We start from the raw sequence: 14,870 nt of genomic DNA on the forward strand, positions 1-14,870 counted from the left end.
TCACTTCCATGACGAACGTCAAGCGAATGATTTCGCCCCGCACGTTCTTTCCCCTGACGTTCGCCGCAGTGCCGTACGCTGGGCTTGGTAGACCGGAACGCGGGGAAGGGAGGACGACCATGGCCTCCAACATGCCGGTGTCCATATATTTGGACGTCGACGGCGTGGTGAACCCGTTCGGCCCCCAGGGCGTCACTGATTGGGGTGGTGAATGGAAAATCGCCGACGCCGGCATCCTTGACGTCGCGTTCGCGCCCGAGGCAGTGGCCGAACTCAACGAGCTGGCAGAGCATCCCTTCGCCCGCTTTGTATGGCTCACCACCTGGGAACGCCTTGCCCCGGAGTTTCTCTGTCCTGCCATTGGACTGAAGGGCGAGGATTGGCCTGTCCTTACCAGCCAGGGGTGGGACCAAAGCGCGGAATGGTGGAAACTCGGGGCGCTCCAGAAGGACCTGGCCGCGATGGGAGCCGAGCGCTTCGTGTGGCTTGACGACCAACTTGGCCAGGAGTCAGACGCCCGTTCCTGGGCTGAATACCACCAGGACCGTGTGCTTTGCATCTCACCGGATCCACGCAAGGGACTCTCCCGCCGCGATCTTGCCGCGGTCCGTACCTTCCTCGGTTGACCGAAGCGACGGTACCTGTTTGGCCGCTCGGTGGTTGGCACGTAGGATTCTTAAGGTTTCAAGCCCGCCGGATAGAGTGCGGCAAGTCCAGTCAGGTGAACAATGGCTGAACTATGCTGTGCATGGCAGGTATGGGGAAGTGGAACTGCTGAACGTCGACTCTGCAGATTGGGCAACAGGTGGAAATCACCTTCATGGTCGCGCTTGTCATAGCGTTGGCCCTATTCTTTGACTTCACCAACGGCTTTCACGACACAGCCAATGCGATGGCTACGCCTATCGCTACGGGGGCGATCAAGCCCAAGACGGCGGTTGCCCTGGCAGCCGTGCTCAACCTTGTTGGGGCGTTCCTTTCAACCGAAGTGGCAAAAACCATTTCCGGGGGACTCATCCGGGAAGGCTCGGACGGAATCCACATCACACCGGACATCATCTTCGCCGGTCTGATGGGTGCAATCCTCTGGAACATGGTCACGTGGCTCAAAGGCCTGCCCTCCAGTTCCTCGCACGCATTGTTCGGTGGCCTTATCGGCGCCGCGGTGGTGGGTATCGGACTGCACTCCATCAACTTTGAAACAGTGCTGCAGAAGGTGATCCTGCCAGCTGTCTTTGCACCCCTCATCGCCGGGGCCGTAGCGTACCTTTGCACCCGCCTGGCCTACGCGCTGACCTCCCGGCACGACCCCGAAACGGGTGACAAGCTCACGCAGAAGCGCGGTGGTTTCCGGACCGGCCAGATCTTCACGTCCAGCCTCGTAGCCCTCGCACACGGCACCAACGATGCCCAGAAGACCATGGGCATCATCACCCTGGTCCTCATTGCAGGAGGCACGCAGGCTCCGGGATCCGGTCCGCAGTTCTGGGTCGTGGCTGCTTGTGCTTTGGCCATCGCCATCGGCACTTATGCTGGCGGCTGGCGCATCATCCGCACCATGGGTTCAGGCCTGACCGAAGTAAAGCCGGCGCAAGGCTTCTCGGCCGAAACCAGCACGGCCTCAGCCATCCTGGCTTCTTCCCACCTGGGTTTCGCGCTCTCCACCACGCAGGTCGCCTCCGGTTCCGTCATTGGCTCAGGTCTGGGCCGAAAGGGCACCTCCGTTCGCTGGGGCACTGCCGGCAAGATCGCTTTGGGTTGGCTGTTCACCCTGCCGGCGTCGGCCATCGTGGGTGGGCTTACCGCGCTCCTGGTGAACATCGGCGTCGTGGGTGTCGTCATTGCCGCGGTCGTCGGTAGCGCCGCCGTCGTCTTCATGTTTGTTGCGTCGCGTAAATCGCATGTTGGCCACCACAACGCAGTGGAAGTTGAAGAGGCCGGCCACGCCGTGAAGTTCAGCAAGAAAAAGAAATCCCGAAAGTCCGTCAACAACAAGGATGTGCAGCGATGAAGTGGCTGGAATTGCTTCAGGTTGCCGGCGTCACGCTCGTTGCTGCTGTGACCCTGGTGGTTCTCTACTCCCTGGGAGTACGCCTCACCGCAATTGCCGGTGACGCCCAGCAGAAGTCGCCCGGACTCGTTCGCTCCCTGGCGGCCGTATGCTTTGGCATCTGCGGACTCGCCGTGCTGTTCGGCATCTACTTGATCGTGCCCTACTTCGGAAAGTAACCGCCTCTCTGGCAGCAAAGTCCATTCGGGAGAATAATCAGCAGTGAAGTTACATCACTGCGTGATCGTGATCCGGCAGATGTGGGGCTGTCATGAAGTGCCATTCCCGAAGACATCGCATCGGACTGGCGCTCGTTCCGGTCCTGATGCTGGCACTTTCTGCGTGCGTTCCCAACAACACCCCACAGGGCAGTCCATCTCCCAATCCGGCTCCGCCCGCCACCAACGCAACATCACCAGCGGTCCCCACCGCCCTCGCTCCCACCGCCGGGCAGCCCGCAGGTCCGGCCGGACCGGGAGCACCCCAGGCAGAAGCGCCGGTGGTGCGCTGGGTACCCATTGGGCCGGTAGGCCCCAACGATCCCACAGCCGGTCAACGCTATCTCCTGCTGCAGCAATTCCAATGCGATGCGCTGGCCAAGAGCCTGGAAGGCGCCGAAGATGTTGCCGTGTGGCAAGCCGCCGCCGCTGTCTGCAAGGCACTGCAAAGTGGTGTGCAGCAGGACTGGCAGCGCGCTTCGAATGCCGTTGCAGCTACACCGCGCATACCGCAGACCCAGTGTCTTGAGTTCACCGTCGCCGCAACGTCAGCTTCTGCGGTCGCCCAACACCGCAGCAACCCGGGAGTCCAACTAAAGCCTGAAACCGCCCCGGGTGAAGCTTGCCCGCGGCACCTGAGCGGCCTCACGGTAGTAGACAACGACCTGAAGCCAGTGGCAGGCACAGCGCGTGCCTCCGGCCCCCGGTCAGGCGGCACTGTGGTCAGGCTGGATGGCTATTACGTCAGGGTCGGGGACATCCTGTTCGACGGCGTCCCCGCAGCTCCCGAAATAGTTGCCGGAGGAGGGGACTACGAAACGCTGTATCTGAGGATGCCGCCGTCCGATGGCCGCGCCGCCGTCCGCATTTCCATTACGGACACCGTGGACATCAGCGGAACAGTGACGTTTTTCTATGATGATTCCGCACCCACCGGCACGGGCCCGGGTGGAACGCCCGAAACCAATGGAACCCAGCCAAGCGCTGAGCCCACGCGGAGCGCCCCGCCGGCCATCCCTTCTGTCGGTGCGTCCCCCACGGCAACTCCATGAGCGCCGCCCAGGAGCCCGCTGCCTCACAAGAATCCGCTGCCTCTCAAGAATCCGCTGAGCGGAGCCTGGTCAACAACCGCTGGCAGCGGACCCTGGACGTCCTCTCCGTCATAGGTCCGCCCCTGACCGTGGCCACGGCGTTGTTGGTCTACTTCGGCTGGGCGCGTACGGATGCCCAGGCGAAGGCCATGGGCCTGGACGTCAGCCTGTTTGGTTATACCGTGCAGGACTTTATTCTGCGGAGTATCCAGTCGCTCTTCCAGCCGCTGGCCTGGCTCGTGGTGATCGGGTTGTTGTGGCTCATGGTGGACCGGCTCGTTTCCCGGCTCCTGGGCGCCGCACGCCACCGGACGCTTCTGCGAAGGGCCGCCCTGGTGGTGTTGGTTGTTGGTTTCGCCTACGCGGCGGTGATGTGGGTGGCGATCGTGACCCAGCCGGGACGGATCCTGCTCTACGCACCCTTCCTCATCGCCGCCGGCTTGCTCGTGGGGGCATGGGGGCTGAGCGTGCGTCGGCGGGCCGCTGATCCTGCCCAGAGGATCCTCCGCGCCACCACTCCGAGATCGCTCGAAAGGTCCCTTGTGTTCGTCCTGGTCACCCTGCTCCTTTTCTGGGGTACCTCCGATTACGCGCAGGCCCTTGGGCGGGGCGCGGCCATCGATTACCAGGAAAGATCCAGCCTGCTGCCAACGGCCGTGGTCTACAGCAAGGAGCGGTTGGCCGTGACAGCGCCCAACGTCCATGAGGACTCGGCTGGTACGGACGCTGAGCCGTTGTACCGGTACACGGGTTTGCGGCTGCTGGTGGTCAGTGGAGGAAGGATCTTCCTGCTGAACGATGGATGGACGCTTGCCCAGGGCCGGGTGGTGGTACTGCGTGATGATGGCAGTGTGCGTGTGGAGTATGGGAACGCCAGCGCCAACTGACTAGTGTGGGGCCATGTCGATCTTCCAGTATTACGTGGCGTCCACCGTGGACGGTTTCATTGCTTCCGAGGATGACGATCTCGGCTGGCTCCTGCAATTCGACCAGGTTGAAGGCGTGAGCGGCAGCTATGAGTCCTTCTTCGCAGGTGTGGGTTGTGTCGCCATGGGCGGCGGGACCTACCGTTGGCTCATGGAGCACGAGCCCGGCAAGTGGCCGTACCCGGACATCCCCTGTTGGGTGTTCACGCATCATGAGTACTCAGCTCCGGCCGGTTCCAATGTCACGTTCGTCCGTGGGGACGTGCGCGAGTTCGCACCGGATCTCCTCGCCGACGCCGGAGACAAGAACGTCTGGCTGGTGGGCGGCGGCGACCTCGTGGCCCAGTTCGCCAACGCCGGCTTGCTCCACGAGATGATCGTCACCATCATCCCGGTTGTCCTTGGCGCCGGTAAGCGGCTGCTGCCGCTGAAGGGCCCGACGGCGCCACTTGAGTTGCTCTCCTCGCGCATCCTTGGCGGGGGCCGCGGCTGAACTGCACTACCGTATGCCGCCACGGTAGCTGTTAGGCAGCAACTCCCGGATCAGTGGCGGTTGTTCCGGATCATGTTGGTAATCCGGGCGGTTGAAAGCCTGCGACCTTTTTCATCGGTGATAACGATCTCGTGGGTGGCCAACGTCCCGCCCAGGTGGATCGCCGTACATGTGCCGGTTACCGTGCCGCTTGCAATGGAGCGGTGGTGCGTTGCGCCAACTTCGATTCCTACGGCGTGCCGTCCCCTGCCGGCGTGAAGCGAGGCAGCAAATGAACCCAGGGTTTCGGCGAGGACCACGTGGGCTCCGCCGTGAAGGATGCCGGCTACCTGTGTGTTCCCTTCCACTGGCATGGTTGCCACAGTCCGCTCGGCACTGAGCTCGGTAAACCGGATCCCCATTTTCACCACAAGGGAGCCGACGCCGTGCCCCGAAAGCCAATCATGGAACTCTTCGGGCACACCTGCCTCGTTCAGTTCGTCGACAAACCGGTTCGGCGTGAAATTGTCCATCATGCCAACTAGGCTGGCACCTGTGAGTGAAACAACCAAACCGGACCAGGTTCCAACGGCCCAAGCTGCTGCCATTGCAACAGCACCCACCCCCTCTTCCACCGCTTCATCCAGCACCACGGGGGAGGGCCGGCCCAGGTTGCTGGTCCTGGATGGCCATTCCATGGCATTCCGGGCCTTCTACGCCCTTCCTGCTGAAAACTTCTCTACCGCCAGAGGCCAGCACACCAACGCCGTGCATGGATTCACCTCCATGCTCATCAACCTGATCAAGGACCAGAAGCCAACGCACGTCGCCGTGGCGTTCGACGTCTCTGACGACACCACCTTCCGCAAGGCCGAGTACAGCGAGTACAAGGGTGGCCGCAACGCGACGCCTGCGGAGTTCCAAGGCCAGATCGCCCTCATCGCCAGGGTCATGGAGGCCTGGGGTATCAAGACCATCGCACTGCCCGGCTACGAGGCTGATGACATCCTGGCCACTCTAGCTGCCCAGGCGGATGCCGCCGGCTTTGAGGTCCTCCTGGTCTCGGGGGACAGGGACTCCTTCCAGCTCATCAATGACAACGTGTTTGTGCTCTACCCCAAACAGGGCGTGAGCAACATCCCCAAGCTGGATGCCGCGGCCATTGAGGAGAAGTACTTCGTCAAGCCTGCCCTGTATTCGGACCTCGCCGCACTGGTGGGCGAATCCGCGGACAACCTTCCGGGCGTACCGGGCGTGGGGCCAAAGACCGCCGCCAAATGGATCAACCTCTACGGTGGCCTGGAGGGCATCCTGGAGAACCTGGACGCCATCGGCGGCAAGGTGGGCGGGGCACTCAAGGAGAACCTGGAGAACGTCAAACGTAACCGCAGGCTGAACCAGCTGCTGACGGACCTCGAACTGCCCGTCGGGCTGGAGGACCTCCACGAGCCGCGCCCCGACCGGCAGGCCATCGAGGAACTGTTCGAGGAACTGGAATTCCGCACCCTGCGCGCCCGGTTGTTCGATCTGTACGGTGACGACACCACCGGTGCCGCCCCGGACACCATCGAAGCCCCTGAGTTTGCCACGCTCAAGGACGCCGCTGAGTTGGAGGCCTTCTTCAGCGCCGGCTCCGGCACACGTTCCGCGATTGCCATCCAGCCCGTCCAAGGCCGCATAGGCGAGGATGCCAACGCGTTGGCAGTGGTCCGGAACAATGGCGCTGCCTATATCGACCTCACGGAGTTGGATTCAGCAGCCGAGCCGGTGCTGGCCAACTGGCTCCGGGATCCTGAAGAAGCCAAGGTGGTGCACGAGTTCAAGGCCGCCCTCAAGGCCCTGCACAACCGTGGCCTGGGACTGGAAGGCGTGGTTGATGACACCTCGGTTTCCGGATACCTGATCCAGCCTGACCGCCGCAGCTACGACCTCCCTGAACTCGCCCAGGTCCACCTCAAGATCTCCCTGGGCGTTGTAACCGCGTCGGCCGGGCAGTTGGAGCTGGACCTCATGGGAGGCAGCGACCAAGCCGCAGCCGCAGCGCTCGTCCAGCAGGCCGCCGTCGTGCATGCCCTCAGCAAGCACTTCGAGAAGGAACTCGCCGACCGCAAGGCCGACGCCCTGCTGACCACGCTGGAGCTCCCTGTGTCCCGCGTCCTGGCACAGATGGAACTGACTGGTATCTACGTCTCCATGGACCGCATGAACGAGCAGCTTGCGGACCTCACCAAGGTGATCGAGAACGCCCAGGAGCAGGCCTTCGCCGCGATCGGGCACGAGGTAAATCTGGGTTCGCCCAAGCAGCTGCAGACCGTCCTTTTCGAGGAACTCGGCCTCCCGAAGACCAAGAAAATCAAGTCCGGCTACACCACGGATGCGGCATCGTTGAAGGCCCTGCTGGAGAAGACCGGCCACGAGTTCCTGGTGCAGCTCATGGCGCACCGGGAATCGTCCAAGCTCGCCCAGATGGTGGAAACCCTTAAGAAGTCCGTGGCGGACGATGGGCGCATCCACACCACCTATGCGCAGAACATTGCTGCCACGGGCAGGATCTCCTCGAACAACCCCAACCTGCAAAATATCCCGGTCCGCAGCGAAGAAGGTCGCCGTGTCCGCGGGATCTTCGTGGTCAGCGAAGGGTATGAATGCCTTCTGTCCGCTGACTACTCACAGATCGAAATGCGCATCATGGCCCACCTATCCGGTGACGAAGCACTGATCCAGGCATACAGGGACGGGGAGGACCTGCACCGCTTCGTGGGCTCGCGGATCTTCAACGTCGCTCCTGCCGAGGTCACCAGCGCGATGCGATCCAAAGTGAAGGCCATGTCCTATGGACTGGCTTACGGGCTGACCTCATTCGGCCTCTCAAAGCAGCTGGAAATTTCCGTGGACGAGGGCCCCGGACGCTGATGAAGGACTACTTCGATCGCTTCGGCGGCGTGCGCGACTATCTCAGGGGCGTTGTGGACCAGGCGAGGGTGGACGGTTACACAGCCACCATTGAGGGTCGTCGCCGTTACCTCCCGGACCTCACCAGCACCAATCGCCAGGCCCGGGAAGCAGCCGAGCGAATTGCCCTTAATTCGCCCATCCAGGGTTCCGCCGCCGATATCATCAAGCGGGCAATGTTGGGTGTTTCGGCCGAACTTGCGGGCCAGGGCTTGAAATCGCGGATGCTCCTCCAGGTCCATGATGAACTCGTACTCGAGGTCGCACCGGGAGAGCGCGAGGCTGTCGAGAAACTCGTGGTGGAGCAAATGGGGGCTGCTGCTGAGCTGTCAGTCCCGTTGGACGTCCAGCTCGGCGTGGGCTCCAGCTGGTATGAGGCCGGCCACTAGCCGCGAGACCTTCCAAGGATCGTCGGAGGGCGCGCCGCCTGAATGGTGGCGCGCCCTCCGGCGTCTGGCTAGGCTCGGGGCGTGGCTGATCCCAATGAAAGATATTCCGAAACGAGTTCCGCCGAAAAATATGCCGGGAAATACAGGGTTCAACAATTCCCTGCCGTAGCTGATCGCGAGGACCCCGCCTACTCCCGCTGTGCCGCGTGGGTCCAGGCAGTCTCGCACGGCTTCCACCAGCACAGGCGCGACGACGACTACATCGCCAAGACGCTGGGGGCTTACCGCACGGACCGCCGCGAATTGACCGGGGTCTACATCAAAGGAGACGTTCCCCAGTACGCTCTGGGCGCGGAGGTTCCGGTGGCCACGTACGGCACCATGCGCAAATCCCTGAACATCGGGTTTGGCCGGCAACTGGAATCAAACCTGGTGACCAACGTGACTGTGCGTGGAACGCACCGGCGCAAAGGGCTGCTCCGGGGCATGATCACCGCTGACCTTGCCGGCGCAAAGGACGATGGCCTCGCCATGGCAGCGCTGACGGCCTCGGAGGGGTCCATCTACGGCCGCTTCGGTTTTGGCGTGGCTACTTTTGAGCGCAGCATCAAGGTCGATACCGGCCCTCGTTTCCGCCTCAAGGGGCAAGCGACAGGAACGGTAGAGGTGGCTGATCCGGCCGTTCTGCTGGACGTTGCGCCACAGGTCTTCGAACACGTCCAGCGGGTAACTCCTGGCTCAGTAGACCGTCAAGAGTACTATCGCTTGCTGGCTTCCGGAGCGATCGGCCATGACGGGAAGCCGGACACCGGGGTCAGAAGCGCCCTGCACTACGACTCCTCCGGGACACCGGACGGCTACGTTTCCTATCGCTTCAAGGGCTGGGACGCCAAGCCTTACACCATGGAAATCGTGGACCTCGTTGCTGGTACCAATGCGGCCTACCTCGATCTCTGGCGCTTCCTTGGGAGCATCGATCTCATTGACCAGGTGACGTGGGCCGAGGCCCCCGTGGATGATCCGTTGACGTGGGCCCTGGAAGATCCCAGATGCTTGGATTCCTCGGACGTGCGGGACATGTTGTGGTTACGGATCCTGGACGTTCCGGCAGCGCTGTCCGCCCGCCGGTACCCGGCTGCCGGAAAGCTGGTCATGGAAGTCTCGGATACGCTTGGCATGGCTGGTGGCACGTGGGCGTTGGAGTCCGACGGCGGTGCTGCCGCGACCGTCACCGAGGCATCCGGCCAGGAACCGGATCTCTGGATGGATGTCGCCGATCTCGCGTCCATCTATCTTGGTGCTGTGTCCCCGGTGACGCTCACTGCTGCAGGGCGGATGCGTGAAGGCAAGCCCGGTGCCGCATTCGCAGCCCAGCAGCTTTTTGCTGTGGAGCGGCCGGCACACTGCCTCACCCATTTCTAGAAATACACTTCTACAAAGAGCTCACAGACCCAATAGACAAGGACATCCATGGGGGATTCCAAGCGGCGGCCGCTGGCCGGCCGGCGATCAGTGCTGCTTGGAATGGCGGGACTGGCATCTGCCGCTCTGGCGGCTTGCGCGGACAATGGGAGGTCGGCATTCCCGGACGGCGCGGGAGCAGGGCCGGCGTCGCCTGTCACCCAGCCAAGCGCACCGGGTGCCGGCCCTGCGACGCCACCGCCTTCGATCGCTGCACTCTCAAGCGAGCAGGCCGCCGCGGCCATCGCCGCCAAACCCGGCGGCGGTGAAGGAGGCAGCGGTGAGGGAGGCGACAGCACTGTAGCTCCGCCGTCGAGCGTTCCTGCATCGCCAGCCACAATCCCAGGCAAGCCGCAGATCCTGGCGGAATTTGGTCCCCTGCGGCCCCAGGAGTGGGGCCTTCACGTTACGGGTGTGGTGAACAATTCTGCCTCGCAGCATGTGGCCCTGACCTTCGACGCCTGCGGTGGCCCCGGCGGAACCGGCTGTGACCACAAATTGCTGAAGTCGCTCCGCAGCCTCAACGTCCCGGCCACGCTTTTCATCAACAGCCGCTGGATTGCCGCCAACAGGTCACTTGCCTCGGAACTGGCCGCCGAGCCTCTCTTCGAGCTCGCGAACCACGGGACACTGCACCTGCCCTTGTCAGTTAACGGCAGGTCCGCCTACGGCATTGCCGGAACGGCAAACCCGGCCGCAGTGTACGAGGAACTAATGGGCAACCAAGCCCTGATGCTTGAGTTGACCGGTGTTTCGCCGCGCTTCTTCAGGCCGGGAACGGCGTTCTACGACGAAGTCGCTGCGAGCATGACCCGCAGGTTGGGGATGCTCCCGGTCAACTTCACCGTGAACGGCGACGGCGGAGCCACTTTCTCGCCGGTAACCGTCGCCGGGGAAGTGGCCAAGGTTGCTGCGGGGGACATCGTGATTTCGCATTTCAACAGGCCGGCCTCGGGAACTGCCGAGGGTTATGCGAAGGCTTTGCCTCGCTTGCTGGACCGCGGGGTTACGTTCGCGCGGCTCGGAGACGTCCTGCCTGTGTGAAGGCCTTCGTAGTCCTGCCGGGGTCCTTTTGACCCTGCTTTGCAGATACGACTAGAATAAACGGGCGTGTACTACGTGCATGCGTCCATTTTGTATTAATCCACAAATCAGGATGACCCGGTATTTTGCCGTGTTCTGCCGTCCGGACCCGGGCGGCAGCGGTTTGCCTGACCGACACACTATCCACAACGGAGCCCCTACTACATGACCATCACCTCCACCGAGAAGCCCGGTACCCCCGTAGTCGCCATTAACGACATCGGTACCGCTGAGGACTTCCTCGCAGCTGTCGACGCCACCATCAAGTACTTCAACGACGGCGACCTCGTCGAAGGTACCGTCGTCAAGGTCGACCGCGACGAAGTCCTGCTCGACATCGGTTACAAGACCGAAGGTGTCATCCCTTCCCGCGAGCTTTCCATCAAGCACGACGTTGACCCCGGCGAAGTTGTTGCCGTTGGCGATCAGGTCGAAGCTTTGGTTCTCACCAAGGAAGACAAAGAAGGCCGTCTGATCCTCTCCAAGAAGCGTGCTCAGTACGAGCGCGCCTGGGGCGACATCGAGAAGGTCAAGGAAGAAGACGGCGTCGTTACCGGTACCGTCATCGAGGTTGTCAAGGGTGGCCTCATCCTGGACATCGGCCCTGCGCGGCTTCCTGCCCGCATCCCTCGTCGAGATGCGTCGTGTCCGCGACCTCGCTCCGTACATCGGTCAGCAGATCGAAGCCAAGATCATCGAGCTGGACAAGAACCGCAACAACGTTGTGCTGTCCCGCCGTGCATGGCTCGAGCAGACCCAGTCCGAGGTCCGCTCCACGTTCCTCAACAAGCTGGAAAAGGGCCAGGTTCGTCCCGGCGTCGTTTCCTCCATCGTCAACTTCGGTGCATTCGTGGACCTTGGCGGCGTAGACGGCCTCGTTCACGTTTCCGAGCTCTCCTGGAAGCACATCGACCACCCGTCCGAGGTTGTCGAGGTTGGCCAGGAAGTCACCGTCGAGGTCCTCGAAGTGGATCTGGACCGCGAGCGTGTCTCCCTGTCGCTCAAGGCTACGCAGGAAGATCCGTGGCAGACCTTCGCCCGCACCCACGCCCTCGGCCAGGTTGTTCCGGGTAAGGTCACCAAGCTGGTTCCGTTCGGTGCGTTCGTTCGCGTCGAAGACGGCATCGAAGGCCTCGTTCACATCTCCGAGCTGGCTGTCCGCCACGTGGAGCTCGCCGAGCAGGTTGTCTCCGTTGGCGACGAACTGTTCGTCAAGGTCATCGACATCGACCTCGAGCGTCGTCGCATCTCCCTCTCCCTCAAGCAGGCTAACGAGGGCGTTGACGCTGACAGCACCGAGTTCGATCCCGCTCTGTACGGTATGGCCGCTGAGTACGACGAAGAGGGCAACTACAAGTACCCCGAGGGCTTCGACCCCGAGTCGAACGAATGGCTCGAAGGCTACGAGACCCAGCGCGCCGCTTGGGAGCAGCAGTACGCTGACGCCCAGACCCGTTGGGAAGCCCACAAGAAGCAGGTTGCACAGCACGCTGCTGACGACGCTGCCGCTGCAACGTCCGGTGAGAGCGATTCCGGCACCACCAGCTACTCCTCGGAGCCGGCTGCTGCTGAGTCCAACGCCGGTACCCTGGCGTCCGACGAAGCTCTCGCAGCACTGCGTGAGAAGCTGACCGGCAACTAATTCCGCCACCCCTCACGGGATGCGCTGAATAGCCAAAGAAGGACCCCTGCCTTGCGGCAGGGGTCCTTCTGCTTAAGTCAGGCGCGATGGGCACAAGTGAAAAGAGCACTGCCTATCGGAGCGCCAGCCGCGCTTCCACTGAAGCGGCCTCGACTATGAGTTCGGCACCGAGGGAAGACAGCAGGGCTTGTGCAGCCTTGTTTCCTGGCGTCGTAGAGGCTTGCAGGACGGCGAAGCCCCGAGTACGCGCTTCGTCTGCCACCAGGTGGAGGGCCAGCCGCCCAAGGCCTTGGCCGCGGAAACTCCGGCCCAACCAGATGCCGGTTTCTGCGGAACCGGGCGCCGTTCGTTTCAGCCTGATGGAGCCAACCACCGCTCCGTCTGCCACCACAGCCCAGGTCTTCTCACGCGCAGGTCCTTCAAGTCCGGCTGCAGCGGCCCGGTGATAGGTGTGGAACCAGGCGATCCGCTCAGGGTTCCAGAACGGCGTCGAGCCCAGAGGGGGAGTGACCTCATCAGCGCTGGCTTGTACGAGCGCCAACGCAAGCAATTCCTTGAGCATCTCCTCATCAACGTCGGCCAGTGCCACGCGGGGTGCCACAGTTGATTCAGGGCACATCGATCCATTCCGTTCCTTCCGGCTGGAGCACCGCAGACCCGGCGGTTAACGCCGCGAGCCGTGCACCGGCGTCGGCCATTGCTGCCGGCTCATCGGGGAGCGCCAATCGCAGGACCGTCTCGTTGGCTCCGTAGCCGGTCTCCGCCATTACGTACCCGGCCGAGCGGAGGTCATTTTCCAGTCGCCCGGCGGCGGCATGCGGAACGCTGACGGCGTGTAGCCGCAGCCTGCGGCGCTGCACCAGCGGGGCGGCATCAAGGGCAGCCGAGACCGACTCCGAATAGGCGCGGACCAGCCCGCCGGTGCCCAGGAGAATCCCACCAAAATAGCGCACGACGACGGCGCTCACGTCGCTCAGATTAGTCACCCCGGGTGCTGTCTCACGCTTGAGCAGTGCCTCCAGCATGGGGATACCAGCCGTGCCGGAAGGTTCGCCGTCGTCACTGGATCGTTGAACCATCCTGTCCGGACCTACAACGAAAGCCGAACAGTGGTGCCGTGCGTCATGGAACTCGCGCCGCAGCGCAGCCACAAGTGAGCGTGCCGTATCTTCGTCAGGAGAGCGGCGGAGGACGGTGATGAAGCGGGAGCGGCGGATCTCCAGCTCGTGACGGAAATCAGGACCCTCGGCCAGCGTTGTGTAGGCCGTCGCGCGGCTGTCATCCTCAATTTCCACCGCTTCAGTCTAGTGTGGAGGGGTGTTGAAGATCGGGCTGACGGGCGGCATCGCCTCGGGAAAATCGCTGGTGGCGGCCAGGCTGCAAGAGCTGGGGGCTGTGCTCATTGATGCTGACGTCATTGCCAGGCAAGTGGTGGAGCCGGGAACTCCGGGCCTGGCCCGTGTAGTAGAGGCTTTTGGGCCGGAGATCCTGGACCCTCAGGGGAGGCTGGACCGGCCCGCCCTTGGCGCCATAGTTTTCCAGGATCCCGCTCGGCGGGAAGTGCTCAATGGCATCATCCATCCGTTGGTCCGGGAGTCCGCAGCGGCAATCGTCGCCGAAGCTACGGATGAAGACATTCTGGTCCAGGACATTCCCTTGTTGGTTGAGACAGGGCAGGGGAGCGCTTTCCATCTGGTAATCGTGGTGGACGCCCCGGATGACGTGCGGATTCAACGGATGGTCGGCCTTCGCGGAATGACCCATGAGGACGCGCGTTCCCGAATGGCGGCCCAAGCCAGCCAGGAGGCAAGAATCGCCGCAGCGGACATCGTCCTGGAAAATTCCGGTAGCCGGGAGGAACTGCTCGCCAAAGTGGATGACCTGTGGTTCGGGCGGTTGGTGCCCTTCGCTGAGAATTGCAGGCGTGGGGTTCGTGCCCGGCGGACAAACGGTCCGGTCCTGTCCGCCCCGCGAACCGACTGGGGCCTGCAAGCGGCCCGGCTCTCCTCGCGCATCCAGGCGGCAGCACCGGATGACATCCTCGCCGTGGACCACATTGGGTCTACGTCCGTGCCCGGACTGGCCGCCAAGGATGTTATCGACCTTCAAGTGACCGTTGCGGACCTTGACACAGCGGATCGGATCGCGCCTCGCCTGGCCGCTGCTGGATACCCACGTGTTCCTGGCGTGACCGCGGACACCCCGAAGCCATCACACCCTGATCCGGGCCAATGGCAAAAGCGCTTCCATGCCAATGCTGATCCGGGACGCCCAACCAACCTTCATGTGCGCGTTGCCGGCACGCCGGGTTGGAGATACGCGCTGTTGTTCCGCGACTGGTTGACGGCGGAACCTTCTGCTCTTGCCGTGTACGAGGCGCACAAACGCGAAGTGGCTGCACAGCATGCCACCGACCCCGGCACCGCTGGATACGCCGACGCCAAAGAGCCCTGGTTCACGGAGGTGGCCTGGCCGCTGATGGATGAGTGGGCCAGCCGCACCGGCTGGCAACCGCCGTCGTATTCTTCCGTTGCAGCGGGACATAAAGCAGGACAGTAACTGTCGGGGTGCAGGGGTAGATTGGTG

12 protein-coding genes and 2 pseudogenes are annotated in these 14,870 nt (G+C 62.9%); 11 read left to right on the plus strand and 3 right to left on the minus strand.

From position 1 onward, the window contains the following. Window positions 1-119 precede the first annotated feature (119 nt). From LDP01_RS03370 to LDP01_RS03395, 6 genes are all read left to right on the plus strand, one after another. On the plus strand, window positions 120-626 hold the full coding sequence (locus tag LDP01_RS03370) for an HAD domain-containing protein (RefSeq protein WP_224090180.1): 507 nt from the start codon (window positions 120-122) through the stop codon (window positions 624-626). Window positions 627-805: 179 nt separating this feature from the next. After that, window positions 806-2,011: an inorganic phosphate transporter gene (locus tag LDP01_RS03375; protein WP_224090181.1), complete on the plus strand. Its 1,206-nt coding sequence runs from the start codon at window positions 806-808 to the stop codon at window positions 2,009-2,011. Then, window positions 2,008-2,229 (plus strand): hypothetical protein, encoded by a 222-nt coding sequence (locus LDP01_RS03380; protein ID WP_216925815.1) that lies wholly within the window; start codon window positions 2,008-2,010, stop codon window positions 2,227-2,229. Before LDP01_RS03375 ends, LDP01_RS03380 begins: the two co-directional genes overlap by 4 nt. Window positions 2,230-2,321: 92 nt before the next feature. Further along, complete coding sequence (locus tag LDP01_RS03385) at window positions 2,322-3,320, plus strand: hypothetical protein (RefSeq protein WP_224090182.1); 999 nt, start codon at window positions 2,322-2,324, stop codon at window positions 3,318-3,320. Next, window positions 3,317-4,246, plus strand: coding sequence for a hypothetical protein (locus tag LDP01_RS03390; protein WP_224090183.1), 930 nt, complete (start codon window positions 3,317-3,319; stop codon window positions 4,244-4,246). Before LDP01_RS03385 ends, LDP01_RS03390 begins: the two co-directional genes overlap by 4 nt. A gap of 13 nt (window positions 4,247-4,259) precedes the next feature. Next, window positions 4,260-4,778 carry a dihydrofolate reductase family protein gene (locus tag LDP01_RS03395; RefSeq protein WP_224090184.1) on the plus strand — a complete coding sequence of 173 codons (519 nt, stop codon included), beginning with the start codon at window positions 4,260-4,262 and terminating at the stop codon, window positions 4,776-4,778. Between the two features lie 50 nt (window positions 4,779-4,828). Here the strand turns inward: LDP01_RS03395 and LDP01_RS03400 are convergent, their stop codons facing one another. Then, entirely contained in the window at window positions 4,829-5,293 is a 465-nt protein-coding gene (locus LDP01_RS03400) for a hotdog fold thioesterase (protein ID WP_223932901.1), read from the minus strand. A gap of 160 nt (window positions 5,294-5,453) precedes the next feature. On the opposite strand from LDP01_RS03400, the pseudogene polA reads away from it, so the two are divergent. From polA to rpsA, 4 genes and pseudogenes are all read left to right on the plus strand, one after another. Continuing rightward, a pseudogene (gene polA, locus LDP01_RS03405) lies at window positions 5,454-8,098 on the plus strand (DNA polymerase I). A gap of 81 nt (window positions 8,099-8,179) precedes the next feature. Next, entirely contained in the window at window positions 8,180-9,520 is a 1,341-nt protein-coding gene (locus LDP01_RS03410; protein ID WP_224090185.1) for a GNAT family N-acetyltransferase, read from the plus strand. Window positions 9,521-9,568: 48 nt separating this feature from the next. Then, window positions 9,569-10,603, plus strand: a complete 1,035-nt coding sequence (locus LDP01_RS03415; RefSeq protein ID WP_224090186.1) for a polysaccharide deacetylase family protein — start codon at window positions 9,569-9,571, stop codon at window positions 10,601-10,603. Window positions 10,604-10,807: 204 nt separating this feature from the next. Beyond that, window positions 10,808-12,284: pseudogene (rpsA, locus tag LDP01_RS03420) on the plus strand (30S ribosomal protein S1). 112 nt (window positions 12,285-12,396) lie between these two features. Here rpsA and LDP01_RS03425 read toward each other — a convergent pair. After that, a complete protein-coding gene (locus LDP01_RS03425; RefSeq protein WP_224090188.1) occupies window positions 12,397-12,903 on the minus strand; it encodes a GNAT family N-acetyltransferase in 507 nt (168 codons plus the stop codon). Further along, a complete protein-coding gene (locus LDP01_RS03430; RefSeq protein ID WP_224090190.1) occupies window positions 12,893-13,579 on the minus strand; it encodes an IMPACT family protein in 687 nt (228 codons plus the stop codon). The genes LDP01_RS03425 and LDP01_RS03430 overlap by 11 nt, the downstream gene beginning before the upstream one ends. Before the next feature lie 22 nt (window positions 13,580-13,601). Between LDP01_RS03430 and coaE the strand changes: the two genes are divergently transcribed. Continuing rightward, entirely contained in the window at window positions 13,602-14,843 is a 1,242-nt protein-coding gene (coaE, locus tag LDP01_RS03435; protein WP_224090207.1) for a dephospho-CoA kinase, read from the plus strand. Window positions 14,844-14,870: the final 27 nt, after the last annotated feature.

This window comes from Arthrobacter sp. StoSoilB13 (assembly GCF_019977255.1).
GTDB lineage: Bacteria > Actinomycetota > Actinomycetes > Actinomycetales > Micrococcaceae > Arthrobacter.